Source organism: Streptomyces sp. NBC_00016 (assembly GCF_045040885.1).
GTDB classification, from domain to species: domain Bacteria; phylum Actinomycetota; class Actinomycetes; order Streptomycetales; family Streptomycetaceae; genus Streptomyces; species Streptomyces coriariae.
Window position 1 is genome coordinate 554,738 of the sequence record NZ_CP108304.1, and the last position, 15,591, is coordinate 570,328.

A 15,591-nucleotide genomic window follows, 5' to 3' on the forward strand; every position below is an offset into this window, starting at 1 on the left:
TCCGTGGTGCGGGCGTGTCACTGGAACTGTGCGAAGAACCTCCAGATCTCTGCTTTGGTCCAGGTGGCGACGCCGCTTTCGCCGGGGGAACCGTCGACCGGACCGGGTATGTGGCCTCCGTCGAACGCGGCCCATTGGACGGGGTATCCGGCACGGCAGCCCGAGTAGGTGGTGGTGATGTGCGTTCGGCTGCCCGACGCGGGCTCGCGCGGGCTCTGAGGGGTGCAGCCGTTGTTGCTGACGAATCTGTCGCGCAGGGATCGTCCTTGCGCGATGTTGAGGACGGAGTCGCTGACGCCGTGGATTCCGAAGTAGGCGATGGGCTGGGTGCCGCCGCCGCACCCGCTGATCTCAGCGCCGGAAATGACCGCGACGGCCCTGAAGACGTTCGCCCGGCTGCAGGCGAGTGCGTAGCTCATTCCGCCGCCCCAGCTGAATCCCGTGGCGAAACGCTGTGCCGGGTTGACACAGAGGCCGCCCTCGATTCGCCGGATCATGTCGTCGACGAAGGTGACGTCCTCACCGCCCGAATTGGCCCAGCCGTTACCGAGGCCCTGGGGGGCGACGAGGATCGCGCCGTTGTTCGACTGTTCCTGTTGGCCGTAGTAGGACCAGGCGCTGCCGCTCGTGCCGCCCGAGGCGACGTCGCCGGCGGTTCCGCCCCGCCAGTGGAACGCGAAGACGAGCCGGTAGGGGTGGCTGTTGTCGTAGTTGGCGGGAACCCTGAGGATGAAGCTGCGGCTCTTGCCGCCGCTCTGCATCGTGTGCGTACCGCTCGCCAGAGTCGGGGCGCTGCCGCATCCGCCACCGCCACCCCCACCGGACGACAGCTTGATCATCTGCCATTGCTGGTTGGCGCCGCCCCAGTCGGTGTACTGGACGACGTTGCCGCCGTCGGCGGTGGAGGCGCCCTGCACCTCCACCGCCTTGCCGCTGGTGCGGTTGATCAGCCGGACGTGGCCCGCGTCGGAGTCGGCCACGCGGAACTGCTGGTTGGCCCCGTTGTGGTCGGCCCACTGCTGGATCGAGGCACCGTCCGCGGTCGAGGCGCCGGCCACGTCGAGAACCTTGTCCGAATGCCGGGCCTTGAGGCGGTAGAAACCGTCGCCGGAGTCCACGAACTGCCACTGCTGGTTGGCTCCGTCGCTGCGCGTCCACTGGGCGACGCGCGCGCCGTCGGCGGTGGAGGCGCCGGAGACGTCCAGCGCCTTGCCGCTGTTGCGATTGACCAGGACATACCAGGCGTGGGTGTCCACCGTCGCCGCCTCGGCGGGCGCCGGATTCACCGCGGTGAGCATGCCGATCGCGAGGGTGGCCGCCACCACGGCGGCGACCCGGGACCACCAGCGATGCCTTCGTGGAGGGGCGGGGGAAGCCGAACCGTGGGTCTTCATCGATTCACCCTTTCGTTCGCGGCAGGTCCCATCAGGTGCGGGTCCAGCGTTGGTTGCTGCCGTTCGAGCAGGAGTAGAGCTGGATCAGGGTGCCGTTGGCGGTACCGCCTGCGACGGCGTCGAGGCAGAGGCCGGACTGGACGCCGACGATGGATCCGTCGGAGTTGAGGCGCCACTTCTGGTTGTCGGCGCCCCAGCAGCCGTAGATCTGGACTTTGGTGCCGTTGCCGGTGCCGGCGGCGTCCAGGCACTTGTTGCCGTAGACCCTCAGCTCGCCGGCGGCGGTGTACGTCCACTGCTGGTTGGTGGCGTTGTGGCAGTCCCACAGGTGGAGCTGGGTGCCGTCGGTGGTGCTTCCGCTGGGCACGTCCAGGCAGCGGCCCGACCCGACGCCCTTGATCGTTCCTGAACCCGAAGGAGGCGTAGAGGAACCGCCGTTGAGTGCGTTGAGGACAGCGGTGTAGGCGGGCTTCTTGCTGCCGTCGCCGTTGAACAGCAGCGGCGTCTGCTCCGATCGCCAGGAGTCGGTGTCGCGCACACCCCAGACGGTGATGCCGAGGCAGCGCGGGACGGCCAGGCAGTCGTTGGTCACGTTGGCGTAGGTCGTGGCCGGGGCACCCTGGATGTCGAGTTCGGTGATGGCCACGTCGACGCCGAGGGCTGCGAAGCTCTGCAGGGTGGTGCGGAAGTTGCTGTTGTAGGGGCTGCCACTGTTGAAGTGGGACTGGAAACCGACGCAGTCGATCGGCACGCCGCGCTGCTTGAAGTCTCGGACCATGGCGTACATGGCCTGGGTCTTGGCCCAGGTCCAGTCCTCGACGTTGTAGTCGTTGTAGCAGAGCTTGGCGGCCGGGTCGGCGGCACGCGCGGTGCGGAAGGCGACCTCGATCCAGTCGTTGCCGGTGCGTTGCAGGTTGGAGTCTCGCCGCGCTCCCGAACTGCCGTCGGCGAAGGCCTCGTTCACGACGTCCCACTGGGCGATCTTGCCCTTGTAGTGCGCCATCACGCCGTTGATGTGGTCGATCATCGCCTGGCGCAACGTGCTACCGCTGAGGCTCTGCATCCACCCGGGCTGCTGGGAGTGCCAGGCCAGGGTGTGGCCGCGCACCTGCTTGCCGTTCTGCGCCGCCCAGTTGTAGACGCGGTCACCGGCGGTGAAGTTGAACTGGCCCCGCTGCGGTTCGGTGGCGTCGATCTTCATCTCGTTCTCGGCCGTCACCGAGTTGAACTCACGGCCCGCGATCGTCGTGTACGCCGAGTCGCCCAGCCTGCCCGAGGCGATGGCGGTGCCGAAGTAGCGGCCGCTCTGCGCAGCCGCGGCACCGAGCGTGTTCTCGGCGGCGTGTGCGGTCGGGGGCGCGACCAGTGCGGCGACCGTACCGAGGGCGCCGACGACCAGCGCCAACAGCAGGCAGCGGATCTTCCGGCGGATATCGGGGCCGGGAAGGGCATACGAGCCCATGACTGTGCCTCCAAGGTAGAGATCACGGAAGGACCGAAGCGCAGGGGAATGCGTCGACCGCTCCCACTCGACGGACGGACGGGGCGGGCCGAAACCCGGCAGCGCAGATGGCTCTGGGGCGGAGCGGTTCGGCATATCGAACTGCGGCCGGTTTCTCAGACAGGGATGATTGAGGTGTTGACGATGGATCGTCAATACTCCTCGCAGAAGAAGTTTCGGTTCCTGGTCCGAAACTTCCGGAACCCGGCGAGCCGGAAGCCGAAACCTCGGCGCCACCGTCGGGGATTCCCGTAGGGACGGGCCGGGAAGAGTGTGCGGACGCTGCTCACCCGGCATCTCCCCTCCCCGCGGACGCCTTGGAGCAGCGAGCTGTATCCGCGAACTCCGGAGTGGTTCGGGTCGACGCAACAGCTCGGCAAGCCCGAAGGGATGCGCTGTTTGTGGACAGATCGGCGCCAGGCCTTGACCAGAGGGCCCCGCATTCCTAGCTTGTGGCGTCGAAGCATCCGGGAATTCTTCGAAACATTCGAGATTATCCCTGTCCCCCGGCACGCCCGCTCCGCGGTTCATCGGGGTCACCTCACCCCCACCCCCCGAAGGAGGCCTCTGATGTGGTTTCGCCACCCGTCCCCGGTCCGTCTGAGACGCTTACTCGCCGTCCTTGCGCCCCTGCTGCTCGTGGCGACCTTCCTCGGCGCCCAGCCCGCCGGCGCGGCGACCGTGGACCCCAACGCCTCGTATGTGCTGGTCAACCGCAACAGCGGCAAGGCCCTGGACGTCTACAACATGGCGACCAACGACGGCGCCCGCATCACCCAGTGGACCAGGAACGATCAGCTCCAGCAGCAGTGGCAGTTCGTCGATTCCGGGGGCGGCTACTACCGCATCAAGTCCCGTCACTCGGGCAAGGTGCTGGACGTCTACAACTGGTCCACCGCGAACGGCGGCCCGATCGTCCAGTGGGCCGACCTGAACGCCACCAACCAGCAGTGGCGGCTGGCCGACAGCTCGGACGGCTACGTGAGGTTCATCTCGCGCCACAGCAACAAGGCCCTCGAGATACAAGGCGCCTCCACCGCCGACAACGCGAACACCGTCCAGTACGACGACTGGGGCGGCACCAACCAGCAGTGGCAGCTCGTCAAGGTGGGCAGCGACGCCCCCGGCCCGTGCGATCTTCCGTCGACATACCGCTGGGCATCGACGGGCGCGCTGGCGCAGCCCAAGGCGGGGTGGGTCTCGCTCAAGGACTTCACCGTCGTCCCCTACAACGGCAGGCAACTCGTCTATGCGACGACGCACGACACGGGGACGAGTTGGGGTTCGATGAACTTCGGCCTGTTCACCAATTGGTCGGAGATGGCCTCGGCCGGCCAGAACACGATGTCGGCTTCCACCGTCGCGCCCACGCTCTTCTACTTCGCGCCGAAGAACATCTGGGTGCTCGCCTACCAGTGGGGTGGCACCGCCTTCTCCTACCGGACGTCGAGCGACCCCACCAACCCGAATGGCTGGTCGTCCCAGCAGGTGCTCTTCTCCGGCAGCATCCCCGGCTCCGGAACAGGACCGATCGACCAGACACTCATCGGTGACGGGACGAACATGTACCTGTTCTTCGCCGGCGACAACGGCAATATCTACCGGGCCGGCATGCCGATCGGGAATTTCCCGGGCAGCTTCGGCACGACCTCGACAGTGATCATGAGCGATACGACGAACAACCTGTTCGAAGCCCCCCAGGTCTACAAACTGGAGGGCCAGAACCGCTACCTCATGATCGTCGAAGCGATCGGCTCGCAGGGCCGCTACTTCCGCTCGTTCACGGCCACCAGTCTGAACGGCTCATGGACACCCCAGGCCGCGACCGAGAGCAATCCCTTCGCCGGCAAGGCCAACAGTGGCGCCACCTGGACCAACGACATCAGCCATGGCGAACTGATCCGCACCAGCCCCGATCAGACCATGACCGTCGATCCCTGCAATCTGCAGTTGCTCTACCAGGGGCGCAGCCCCAGCTCCGGCGGCGACTACGGCCTCCTGCCCTACCGTCCGGGTCTGCTGACACTGCAGCGCTGACGACACGAGTCCCTCTCCGGTACGGAGCCGGCGTGGCGGGCTCGGCGGAAGGCCGAGCCCGCCCGCGTCACGCGACAACATCAGCGCTCGTACGGCGACGGAACGCGGGGTCGGGCAACGCTCACCGGCCCGAGGGCCATCCCGCGACGCAGGTGCCGCCGCCGGTGGCTCCTGCGTGCGCCTCCGAGATCCGCTGGTGGGCGAAGCGACCCCCGGTGTTATTCAATGAGGTGTGCGGTCAGGGATCTCGGGGCCCCGTCGCACGGGTCCGAGTACGGCCCCGGCGCTGTGCCGGGGATTGCCGAGAGAGCCGCATGGACTCCACGCCGTCGCCCCCGTCCTCATCGCCGTTCGACCTGGTCAGCAGCGCCCTGGGGCGCTACGGTTCGCGCGGCGGAGCGGCAGCGGCCGCCGGCCCCGACAGCGCGCAGGGCGAGCGCGGCACCGGCCGACGCACGGCCGACAGCCCGGCAGCCGACCGTCACGATCAGATTCTCGGCGTGGTGAACCTGGACAGGGAGCTGAGAATCACCCGCGCCAATCTGGACGCCGCCGTATTCGCGGGTCTGGACGCCGTGGCCGGGAGCCCTTTCGCCGACCTCCTGCCTCCCGGGGACGTACCGACGGTCACCCGGCGATTGCGGCAGGTCCTGGAGGTCGGTGAGGCACATGTCGCCCGGATCCAGCGCCTGCGGCGCGCCGACGGGTCGGAGCTGGTGGTCTCGCTGAGCATCCTGCCCGCCGCGGCACCCCAGGAGGGCCTGACCGTCTCCCTGATCGCCATGGCCAGGAGGCTGCACCTGTACGCCGCCGAGACCGCTATCGGCACCTCGCTGGACATCGGCGAGACCGCGCAGTCGCTGGCGGAGTCCCTGCTGGCCTGGGGAGACGTGGCCGCCGTCGACCTCGACTTCGCCGTGTGGACGGGCGAGGGCGTCACCGAGCAGGCGCAGGGGCGCATCCGGCTGCGGCGGGCAGCCCTGGTGCCGGACCGGGCGTGGCCCGAGGGCTACGTGACTCCGGGCGGCGATCTGCCGAGCGACGCGAGTCGCCTGCTGGCGCAGGCGGTGCTGCGGGACGATGCCCCGCAGGCCATCGTCATACCCGACCGGAAGTCGGTCGAGCGGCTGCTCGGCAGTCCGCGGGTGATCCGTGCTCTGGTGCCCGGTGACCGGTCGGCGAGTGTGGCGTGCATGCCACTGGTCCTGGACAGCGCGCCGCCCGTCGTCCTGGGCGTCGCGGAGGTCTGGCGACGGGCGGACCACCCCTTCCGCGACGGCGAGTTGTTCGACCTCCAGGAACTGGTTGCCAGGACCGCCCATCACGTCGACCTGGCCCGTCAGCACCAGCGCGAGCACACGCAGGTGCTGGCGTTGCAGCGCCGGCTGCTGCCCCGGACCGGCGGCCACACCATGGAGATCGCCAGCATCTACCAGCCCGCCACCCCCGACAGCGCGGGCGTCGGCGGCGACTGGGTGAACAGCTTTCCGCTGCCGGACGGCCGTACCGCGCTGGTGGTCGGTGACGTCGTCGGGCACGGCCTCGGAGCCGCGGCGACCATGGGTCAGCTCAGCATGGAGGCCCGCGCGCTGCTGTCCGCCGGGCTGGCACCGGACGAGGTGCTCGAACACCTGGACGAAACCGTGACGCTGCTGGACGACGCGGAGTCCGGGCTGACGGCCGGCTACAGCGCCCTCGGCTCCACCTGCTGCATCGCCCTCTACGACCCGGTCAGCCACCACGTGACGCTCGCCAGTGCCGGCCATCTCCCGCCGGTCCTGGTGCTTCCCGACGGACACGCGGGCCCGCTCGCGGTCCGCCCTCACCCCGGCCTGGGCGCCGAGTTCGCACTGCGGGAGCCGTTCGACGTGCACACGTTCGCCGCGCCCCCGGGTTCTCTGCTCGCCCTCTACACCGACGGCCTGGTGGAGGATCCGGCACTGTCGATCGACGAGGGCATCGGCCGGCTGGCGGACACCGTGGCCACGGTGCACCCCTGGGACACCCTCCAGCAGGCCGCACGGCACGTCGTCTCCACACTGGCGCCGGTGCGCCAGCGCGACGATGTGACCCTGCTGCTCGCGCGCATGATCGGCTACCGCAAGGGGGACACCGCGACCTGGCGGCTGCCCGCCCGCGCAGACGCCCCCGCCCGTGCCCGCGCGCACGTCTCCGCGCTGCTGCGGCAATGGGACAGCAGGAGCGACACCCGGGACGACGTGACGCTGCTGGTCAGCGAGCTGGTCACGAACGCGGTGCGCTTTGCCGCAGGTCCCATCACGGTGCGACTGATCAGGGCGGGCCGCGGCCTGCTGTGCGAGGTGGGCGACACCGGCAACGGCAGGCCTCGTCTGGGCCGCGGCGAACTCCTCGGCGACGCCGGGCGCGGCCTGCACATCGTGCACCGGCTCACCACCCGGTGGGGGGTGCGGTGGACGGACACCGGCAAGGTGGTCTGGGCGGAGGTCGCGAGGTGACACGGCCGCGGGTGCGGGGCGCGGCCCAGGTACGCGAGCGCGGCACGGGCTCGCTCTACACGCTCTACAGCCATTCGCCTTCCAGGGCGGTGGCGGTGAGGCCCGGTGCCGCCGCGTACAGGACGGCTCGACTGCCCGACTTCTGCCCGGCGTCGTGCGCCCGCCGCAGGATGTCGAACACGGCGGCGCCTCCGCGGTTGCCGCTGGTGTAGCTGTCCCGGCTGTAGTCCAGCAGTCCCGACGGCCAGGTGTCGGGCATCGTCTGCTCCATGTACTCCAGCACCCGGGTCCCGCCGGGGTGCGCGAGCAGCACGTCGGGGTGCCAGGAGTCGGGGTCGTCCTGGTAGCGGACGCTCAGCCACTCCCACATCGCGGTGACCGTCTCCTGTACGGCGCGCGGCCCGCGCCGGTCCATCACGAAGTGGGTGCCGTCCGCCCGCGTGTCCAGACGGTGCAGGTCCTGGGTGCCGGGCAGGGTGTGGTGCCAGGCGGCGTCCAGCCGCAGCACCGACTGGCTCCTCGGACGGCCCGTGACCACCGCGGCGACCGCGGTGTCCGCGAACAGCAACCGGACGATCAGCGACTCGATGGTGTCGTCCGCGGGCTGGTAGGTCGTGCTCAGCGCCTCCGCGATCACGACCAGGACCACCCGGTCGGGGTCCGCGGCCACGAGATCCGCCGCCAGGGCCAGGGAGCGGGTCCCCGCGACACAGGCCCACTGCGTGGCCGGCAGCAGCATCACGTCGTCGCGGAGATCGAGCTTGTTGGCCAGGGCGATGTCCAGACCCGGCAGTGCCGGGGTGGTGGAGTGACTGGTGATCAGGCAGTCGATGTCCGAGGCGTCCAGCCCGGCTATCTGCAGGGCACCGCGCGCCGCACGCTCCCCGTAGGACTGCACGGCCTCCCAGGCCGGCGCGGTGCGCTCCTGGACGGTCTGCGGCGCGGGTATCGCTTCGAGGGCGGCGATCACGCGGTCCACGTCCTGCCGGCCGAACCCGTCGCGTGTCAGCGCCTCTTGGGCGGGCCCGGTGCCGACGTCCCGCAGGCCGCTGCCGTTGCCGGGCGCGACGGCGGTCTCCAGCGGCAGCATCCACCCGCGGGTCTCGATGCCCGTGCTGGCCGCGATGCCGTCGATCCGCGGCGCCCACGCCGCGTGCGGATGCCGATCGCGCACCTCCGCCACGATCTGGCTGGTCTCCACGGCGTGCTCGCCGTGTATCACGGCAGGGGGACAGAGGTAAGCGGCCATGATGAGCACCTTTCCAAGGGAACGAGGAGAACGTCACGAGGGCTGCGCCATGGGCCACTTTGGAACTTCGCGCCCATGCCGATCGGCTCCCTTCCGGGAGTCGCTGTCGCCATCGAGCATGGACGCCAAATGGACATTTCCGCTGTGATGCAGACAACTTGGGCGACCTCTGATGGCGTGATACGGCACACACCGCTCAAACAGGAGCCCTCGGATCGGTTCCACTCGTCTCGCCTGAGCCACCGTCAGCCAGGAAAGCCGGAGGCCGGTCGGACTTCGGATGTCGTCACGCGGCGCCCGATACCTACACCCTCGAGCGCCGTCCGGCCGGCGCGAAGGTGCTCGACTGGTCGCGCGCCCAGGTGGCGGTCATGAGGCCGGACCCGCATGCCGGGCGATGCAAGGAGTGATCCGCGACCTGATGCCAGACGGACGAGGCGTCGCGCTCGATTTCAGCGTCGACCGGCGCCTGCACGGTCCGGCGACGGGCTGTGAGAGGTTCAGTGCTCCGGCAGTCTGAAGCCCTTCCGCCATGGCACGGCCGGCTCAACCATCGGACCGTCAACTTCCGCTTCAGGGCCACGACTTGCCGGATTGTGTAAACCGGGCCGGGGTACGCGGACAGGCGAATCCGCACGGGAGGAGCCGGCAACCGTGGAACGCGTCAACGCCTTTCTGGGCAAACACCTGTGGCTGCAGTTCGTACTGTCGATCCTCTGCGCCAGCGTCCTGGTCATGCTCCTGTACCCGGGGCGCTCGGCGCTCTCGGTCGTGCTGCGCACCGCCTTCGTCTCCATCGGTGGCATCGTCGTCGTGCTCGTCGTGCGTCGCCGGGAGAGGCGGGCGGCCGGCGGTGGCACGAACAGCCTCGTCTCGCTGGACGGGAAACTACGCAAGGGTGAGGTGCCCGTCGACCCGACCGAGCGCGAGGCGATGCGCGCTCTGGTCGCGCAACGCCTGCACCGCACGCGTCACCGCGGGGCGGCCCTGGTGTTCCTCGCGGTCCTCTGCTGCACCGTGACGGCCCTCGTGGCCCTCACCTCGGGACCCCGGCAGACGATCGGCTTCGCCCTGCTCACCGTGGTCTTCCTCGCCTGGAGTGTCGGCAACGGCAACCTCCAGCATCGACGTCTGCGCGCCATGCAGGCGTCCCTCGACGGCGGGGACGTCCCGGCTCACGCTCACCACACCGCACACCGCCAAGGAGGCGACGCATGACACCGCGGGAGGCGCCCGGCCAGTCCGGACTCGGCGATCTGGAGCCCGGCACCAGGCAACGTGCTCAGCTGCGGACCCGCATCTCCGGCATCGCGTGGACGGCTCTCTGTGTCGTCCTGGCTCTCTGGGCGATCTGGAGCTCCGTCGGCGCCGTACGGGACGAGGCGGCGTGGGCGCATGGCATCGCGGCCTGGATCCTCCTGGCCGTCGCGCTGACGCTGCGCGTCATCTCCGTCCGCCGCCGAACCCGCCTGTGAGCGGGCGCTGCTCAGACCCTTGCGAGCAGCGTTCCCGGCCGGTGCGGCCGTCGGTCACCCGTCGTCTGCTGTCGGACACCCGATGCGAGGTATGCAAGGAACGTCGAAAACCCATGCTTCGCACCGCCTGCACGGCGCAGTCCCCCGACACCACCTGACACCGGCTGACACCGGCTGACAGGCGTCGGCGACCGCTGTCAGCGTGCTGGCCGCGGACTGTCAGCAGGATCCGCCATCGTCATGGTCATCGAGAACGACGAGGACCTGACGAGGAGTTGTTGAACATGGCGTACGCGATCCGGGCCGAGGGACTGGTCAAGAAGTACGGCGATTTCACCGCCCTGGACGGCGTCGACCTGGAGGTCCCGGCCGGCAAGGTCGTCGGTGTCCTGGGTCCCAACGGCGCAGGCAAGACCACCACCGTGCGCATCCTGGCCACGCTGATGCGCCCCGACGGCGGACACGCCACCGTCGGCGGGCACGACATCGTCAAGGATCCGGTCAAGGTCCGGCAACTGATCGGGCTGACCGGTCAGTACGCCTCCGTGGACGAGAGCCTGTCCGGCGCCGAGAACCTGGTGCTCATCGGGCGGCTGCTCGGCCTGTCCCGGCGCGATGCGAAGGCGAGGGCCGCCACGCTCCTGGAGGACTTCTCGCTCGCCGAGGCGGCCCGCAAGCCGATCGCCACCTTCTCCGGCGGCATGCGACGGCGTCTGGACCTGGCCGCCTCCCTGGTCGGCCGGCCCCAGGTGCTCTACCTGGACGAACCCACCACCGGTCTGGACCCGCACGCACGGCAGGAAGTCTGGGATGTGGTACGGCAGTTGGTCGCCGATGGTTCCACGGTGCTGCTCACCACCCAGTACCTGGAGGAGGCCGACCAGCTCGCCGACTCCATCACCGTGTTCGACAAGGGCCGCAAGGTCGCCGAAGGCCGCCCCGGTGAGCTGAAGCGGCGCGTGGGCGGCCAGATCCTCCAGGTCCGGCCCACGGTGACCGCCGATGTGCCGCAGGTCGCCGCGATGCTCGCCGAGCTGAGCGGACATGCCCCCGCCCGGAACTCCGGCGTACTCACCGTGCCGGCCGACGACCCGATGATCGTCGCCGCGGTCGCGCGTCGCCTGGACGGCCTCGGCATCACCGCCGACGAACTCGGCCTGCGGCTGCCCAGTTTGGACGAGGTCTTCCTCGCCCTGACCGGACACGCACCCGCCGTCACCGGCGACCGGCCCGTCGCCGTCTGAGCCCCGGCTCCCCCAGCCCCCCCCCCGGCTCCCCACCTCCCCTGGTTACGCGCAGACTTTCCCGAGAGGACCCCGCCATGAGCACCCAGCCCCTCATCGCCCACGCCGAGCTCCCCGGCCGTATCGGCCTCGCGCAGACCGCCCGGCACAGCCTCGCCCTCGCCGGTCGCGGCGTCACCAAGTTCATGAAGTCGCCGATCCAGCTGGTCGATGTGATCCTCACCCCGATCATCAGCCTGCTGATGTTCATCTATCTCTTCGGGGAGGCCATGTCCGGCGGCGACACCGACCGCTACCTGCAGCTCGTCACCCCCGGCGTCATGGTCATGGCCGTCTTCCAGGCCAGCGTCGGCATCGGCGCCTCGCTCTGCGCGGACGCCAGTACCGGGATCTTCGACCGGTTCCGCAGCATGCCGATCGCCCGCTCCAGCCCGCTGATCGGCGCCGTCCTCGCCGACATCGTCCGCTACGTCGTCTGCCTGGGCACGCTGGTGGCCCTCGCCCTGGTCATGGGCTACCGCGTCGAGACCGGCCCGGTCGCCTCGCTCGCCGCGCTCGCCCTGCTCGTCGGCTTCGCCCTCAGCTTCTCCTGGATCTCGGTGTACCTCGGGATGCTGATCAAGAACCCCGCCTCCGTACAGGGCCTCATGACCATCCTGATCCTGCCGCTCACCTTCGCCAGCAACGTCTTCGTCCCCAGGGACGACATGGCCGGCTGGCTCCAGGCCTGGTCCGACGTCAACCCCGTCTCCCTGGTGGCCGACACGGTCCGCGGTCTGCTCAACGGCGGCCCGGTCGCCGGTTCCCTGGCCGGCACCTTCGCCTGGATGGCCGGCGTGATCGCCGTCTTCTTCCCGCTGGCCATGCGCGCCTACCGCAGGAACGCCGGATGATCCTCCGGTGACCGACCCGGCCGGGCGGGGTCCGCACCCACGGGGGTGGAGCGGACCCCGCCCGGCTGTCCGCATGACAACCGCGCGCGCCTCGTCAGATCCGCGGCACCGCCCGCAGGGTCTCTGCCTCCAGCCACCGCAGCGCGTCCTCACGGGAGTACGCGGCCCCGTCCTCGTACGCCTTCTCGAAGCCGTCCTCGCCCAGCGTCGCCACGATGCGGTCGATCAGCTCGCGCCACTCCGGCTCGCCCCGGTCGAAGGCGCCGCGCATCACCTGGCTCATGCCGAGCGACTTGGCGCCCTCTTCCGGAGCGCCCTCCAATGCCCGCAGTCCGCCGAGCAGTTCGGCCACCCAGGCGAGCGCCGCGCCCGCTCCCTGGCCGAACAGGGCGCCGGCCGCCTCGGGCAGCAGGGCCCTGGCCCGCACCGCGTCCCCCTCGGCGAGACGGTTCTCGACACGGGTGCTGACGATCAGGTCGCGGGCCAGTTCCCTGAGGGAGGGGCGCCGGGCGCTCAGCGCCTCGAGCCGGTCGAGGGTCGCGTCGGACTGCGCCAGGTCACCGGCCCTTCGGTACACATTGGCCAGACCCACGAGGATGTTGGCCTCCAGGCGCAGCTGTCCGTGCTCGCGGGCCTGCCGGTGGGCGGCGCGCAGATCGCGGAAGGCGCCCGCCAGGTCGCCGCTGCGGCGCCGTTCGCGGGCGAGCCTGGCCTTGCTGAGGTAGAGGTAGTCCTCGGTGCCGAGTTCGGAGCTGAGTGCCACGGTTCGTTCGAAGGTGGCGATGGCCTGGGGGTACTCGCCGCGCAGGGAGTGGTCGCGGCCGATCGGGAGCAGGCTCATCACGAGCCCCCAGCGGTCGCCCACCTCCTCGAAGCCGCGCAGGGCCTCGATCCGGGACTCGGCGCCGGTGACCAGATCACCCTGTTCGGTGAGGGCGAAGTCCCGCGCCAGGTGGGCGCTGGCGCGCACCCAGGGATCGGGCGAGTCGAGAGCGCCGCGGTCCACGGCTCCGTCCGGCCCCGGCCCGTCGGCGGGGAAGGACACCTGGGACATCCGCAGGAGCAGTGCGGCCGGGTGGAACTCACGTGCCGTCGCCGACTCACCCTCGACGGCCGGACTTTGGCCGACCCCTACCCGTACGGAATCTTTTGCCCGTACGGAACCCCGTGCCGCTGTGGCATCCGGCCCGGCGACCTCCGCCCGATACGTGTCGAGCAGGGTGCCCATCCCCCTGATCCCCCAGTACCAGAACATCGCCTCGGCGAAGCGTGCGGCCAGGCTCGCGTCCCGAGCGTCGACGACCAGGCGCAGCGCGAGGACGAGGTTGTCGTGTTCGGCGTCGAAGACCCCGATCGCACGCAGCTGTTCGCCGGTACGGAGGCGGGGTTCGTGTTCTTCCGCGAGGGCCAGGAAGTACGTGGCATAGCGCTTGGTGAGGGCGTCCCCGGACTCGGCGTCGGCGAGCTGCCTCGCGGCGTACGCGCGTACCGTCTCGAGCATGCGGTAGCGCGGCTCGCCCGCCCCGTCGTCAGCATGGTCGACGAGCGATTTCTCGACCAGGGCGTCCAGGACGTACGGGATGTCGGCGGCCGGAAGCGACGGGTCCGCGCACACGGCTTCGAGCGCCGAGACGGTCGCGCCGCCCGGGAACGCCGACAGTCTGCGGGCGAGGATCCGCTCGGGTTCGTCGAGCAGGTCCCAGCTCCATTCGACGAGCGCGAGCAGGGTGCGCTGGCGGGGCAGGGCGGTGCGGCTGCCCGAGGCGAGGAGACGGAAGCGGTCGTCGAGGCGACGTGCGATCTGCTCGACGCTCATCGAGCGGAGTTTCGCCGCGGCCAGCTCGAGGGCCAGCGGCATGCCGTCGAGCCGTCGGCAGACCTCGACCACGGCGTCGAGGGTCAGGTCGTCGAGCGTGAAGTCCGGCCGGACTCCGGCGGCCCGCTCGACGAAGAGGCGGACGGCGGGCGACTGCGCGGCCTCGGCGGGCTCCGGCGATCCTGTCGGTACGTCGAGAGGGCCGAGGTGGCACAGGGACTCGCCGGTGATGGCGAGGGCCTCGCGGCTGGTGGCGAGGATCCGCAACTCCGGCAGTTGGTCGAGGAGTTCGGCGGCGAGTTCCGCGGCCGCCTCGACGAGGTGCTCGCAGTTGTCGAGCAGGAGCAGGGCGTCGCCACTGCCGAAGAGGCCGGCCATGCGCTCGACCGGGGTGGCCCGCTGCCCCTGGCCGGCGTCGTAGAGGCGGCCGTCGGTCGAGCTGAGGGCGGCCAGTACCGCATCGGCCAGCTGGTCCGGTGCGCTCACCCCGGCGAGCGGCACGAACCAGACCCGGCCGCGCGCGTGAGCGCGGTCCCGGGTGGCCGCTTCGAAGGAGAGGCGGGTCTTGCCCGCGCCACCGGGGCCGACGATGGTCACGAGCCGACCGTGGGCCAACTGCCGGCCGAGGCCGCTCAGTTCCGCGTCACGGCCGACGAAGCTGGTCAGCCTGGCCGGGAGGCGACTCGCGGCGGCCTCGGCCCGCTCGGCGGGCGTCTCCAACTCGCCTCGCAGCAGGGCCAGATGGATCTCCCGCAGCTCCGCCGAGGGGACCACGCCGAGTTCGTCGTCGAGCCGCTCACGTATCGCCTCGTACACCGCGAGGGCATCGGACTGCCGTCCGGCCGCGGACAGCGCGCGCATCCGCAGCCCGGCGACCCGTTCGCTCAACGGCCGCTCGGCACCGGCCGCTTCGAGGTCCGCGAGTACCTCTCCGTACCGTCCGAGTTGTAGCTCGGCATCGCAGCGGTCCTCGGCCGCCGCGGTCCGCAGATCGTCGAGCCGGGTCGCGACGGGCCCGGCGAACGGAGCGTCCAGCACATCGGCGAGCGCCGCGCCCTGCCACAGCCCGAGCGCCGTTCCGAGCAGCGAGGCCGCCTCGTCGGCCCGCCCGGCCGCGAGTTCCCGCCTGCCCCGAGCGGTCAGATCCTCGAAACGGTGAACGTCCACGTCCTCGGCCCGCACCGCGAGCCGGTAGCCGCCGGACGCGGACTCCACCGACGCGGCCCCGCGCAGCGCCCTGCGCAGCCGGGACACCAGCGCCTGTAGCGCGTTGGCCGCGTCGGCGGGCGGCTCCTCTCCCCACAGGCCGTCGACGAGGGAGTCGACGGACACCGCCCGGCCCTCTTCGAGGGCGAGTCTGGCGAGAAGCATCCGCAGCCGGACGCCACCCACCCCGACCGGCGTCACATCGTCGGCGTACACCTGAATCGGTCCCAGCAGCACTACGCGCACCACGGCGGTCTCCCCCTCCGGACCGACCCGCTCCTGCCGTGTCGATCATCCCT

At 70.4% G+C, this 15,591-nt stretch carries 10 protein-coding genes and 1 pseudogene; 7 read left to right on the forward strand and 4 right to left on the reverse strand.

Going from position 1 to position 15,591, the window contains the following annotated elements:
- Positions 1–17: 17 nt before the first annotated feature.
- On the reverse strand, positions 18–1,394 hold the full coding sequence (locus OG933_RS02660; protein WP_405625099.1) for an RICIN domain-containing protein: 1,377 nt from the start codon (positions 1,392–1,394) through the stop codon (positions 18–20).
- 31 nt (positions 1,395–1,425) lie between these two features.
- Positions 1,426–2,856, reverse strand: a complete 1,431-nt coding sequence (locus OG933_RS02665) for an endo-1,4-beta-xylanase (RefSeq protein ID WP_405625100.1) — start codon at positions 2,854–2,856, stop codon at positions 1,426–1,428.
- A 609-nt stretch (positions 2,857–3,465) separates the two neighbouring features.
- Between OG933_RS02665 and OG933_RS02670 the strand changes: the two genes are divergently transcribed.
- Both OG933_RS02670 and OG933_RS02675 read left to right on the forward strand, forming a co-directional pair.
- Positions 3,466–4,932: a non-reducing end alpha-L-arabinofuranosidase family hydrolase gene (locus OG933_RS02670; protein ID WP_405625101.1), complete on the forward strand. Its 1,467-nt coding sequence runs from the start codon at positions 3,466–3,468 to the stop codon at positions 4,930–4,932.
- A gap of 314 nt (positions 4,933–5,246) precedes the next feature.
- On the forward strand, positions 5,247–7,409 hold the full coding sequence (locus tag OG933_RS02675) for a SpoIIE family protein phosphatase (protein WP_405625102.1): 2,163 nt from the start codon (positions 5,247–5,249) through the stop codon (positions 7,407–7,409).
- A 64-nt stretch (positions 7,410–7,473) separates the two neighbouring features.
- Here OG933_RS02675 and OG933_RS02680 read toward each other — a convergent pair whose 3' ends face one another.
- Positions 7,474–8,658 carry a type III polyketide synthase gene (locus tag OG933_RS02680; RefSeq protein WP_405625103.1) on the reverse strand — a complete coding sequence of 395 codons (1,185 nt, stop codon included), beginning with the start codon at positions 8,656–8,658 and terminating at the stop codon, positions 7,474–7,476.
- Positions 8,659–8,957: 299 nt separating this feature from the next.
- On the opposite strand from OG933_RS02680, the pseudogene OG933_RS02685 reads away from it, so the two are divergent.
- The 5 genes and pseudogenes from OG933_RS02685 to OG933_RS02705 form a co-directional block, all read left to right on the forward strand.
- A pseudogene (locus OG933_RS02685) lies at positions 8,958–9,154 on the forward strand (FAD-dependent oxidoreductase); the annotation flags it as partial.
- A gap of 158 nt (positions 9,155–9,312) precedes the next feature.
- Positions 9,313–9,876 (forward strand): hypothetical protein, encoded by a 564-nt coding sequence (locus OG933_RS02690; RefSeq protein ID WP_405625104.1) that lies wholly within the window; start codon positions 9,313–9,315, stop codon positions 9,874–9,876.
- Positions 9,873–10,133 carry a hypothetical protein gene (locus tag OG933_RS02695; protein ID WP_362530668.1) on the forward strand — a complete coding sequence of 87 codons (261 nt, stop codon included), beginning with the start codon at positions 9,873–9,875 and terminating at the stop codon, positions 10,131–10,133. The genes OG933_RS02690 and OG933_RS02695 overlap by 4 nt, the downstream gene beginning before the upstream one ends.
- A gap of 284 nt (positions 10,134–10,417) precedes the next feature.
- On the forward strand, positions 10,418–11,377 hold the full coding sequence (locus tag OG933_RS02700) for an ATP-binding cassette domain-containing protein (protein WP_362530664.1): 960 nt from the start codon (positions 10,418–10,420) through the stop codon (positions 11,375–11,377).
- A 77-nt stretch (positions 11,378–11,454) separates the two neighbouring features.
- Positions 11,455–12,270: an ABC transporter permease gene (locus OG933_RS02705; protein ID WP_362530661.1), complete on the forward strand. Its 816-nt coding sequence runs from the start codon at positions 11,455–11,457 to the stop codon at positions 12,268–12,270.
- A 94-nt stretch (positions 12,271–12,364) separates the two neighbouring features.
- Here the strand turns inward: OG933_RS02705 and OG933_RS02710 are convergent, their stop codons facing one another.
- Complete coding sequence (locus tag OG933_RS02710) at positions 12,365–15,541, reverse strand: BTAD domain-containing putative transcriptional regulator (RefSeq protein WP_405625105.1); 3,177 nt, start codon at positions 15,539–15,541, stop codon at positions 12,365–12,367.
- Positions 15,542–15,591 lie beyond the last annotated feature (50 nt).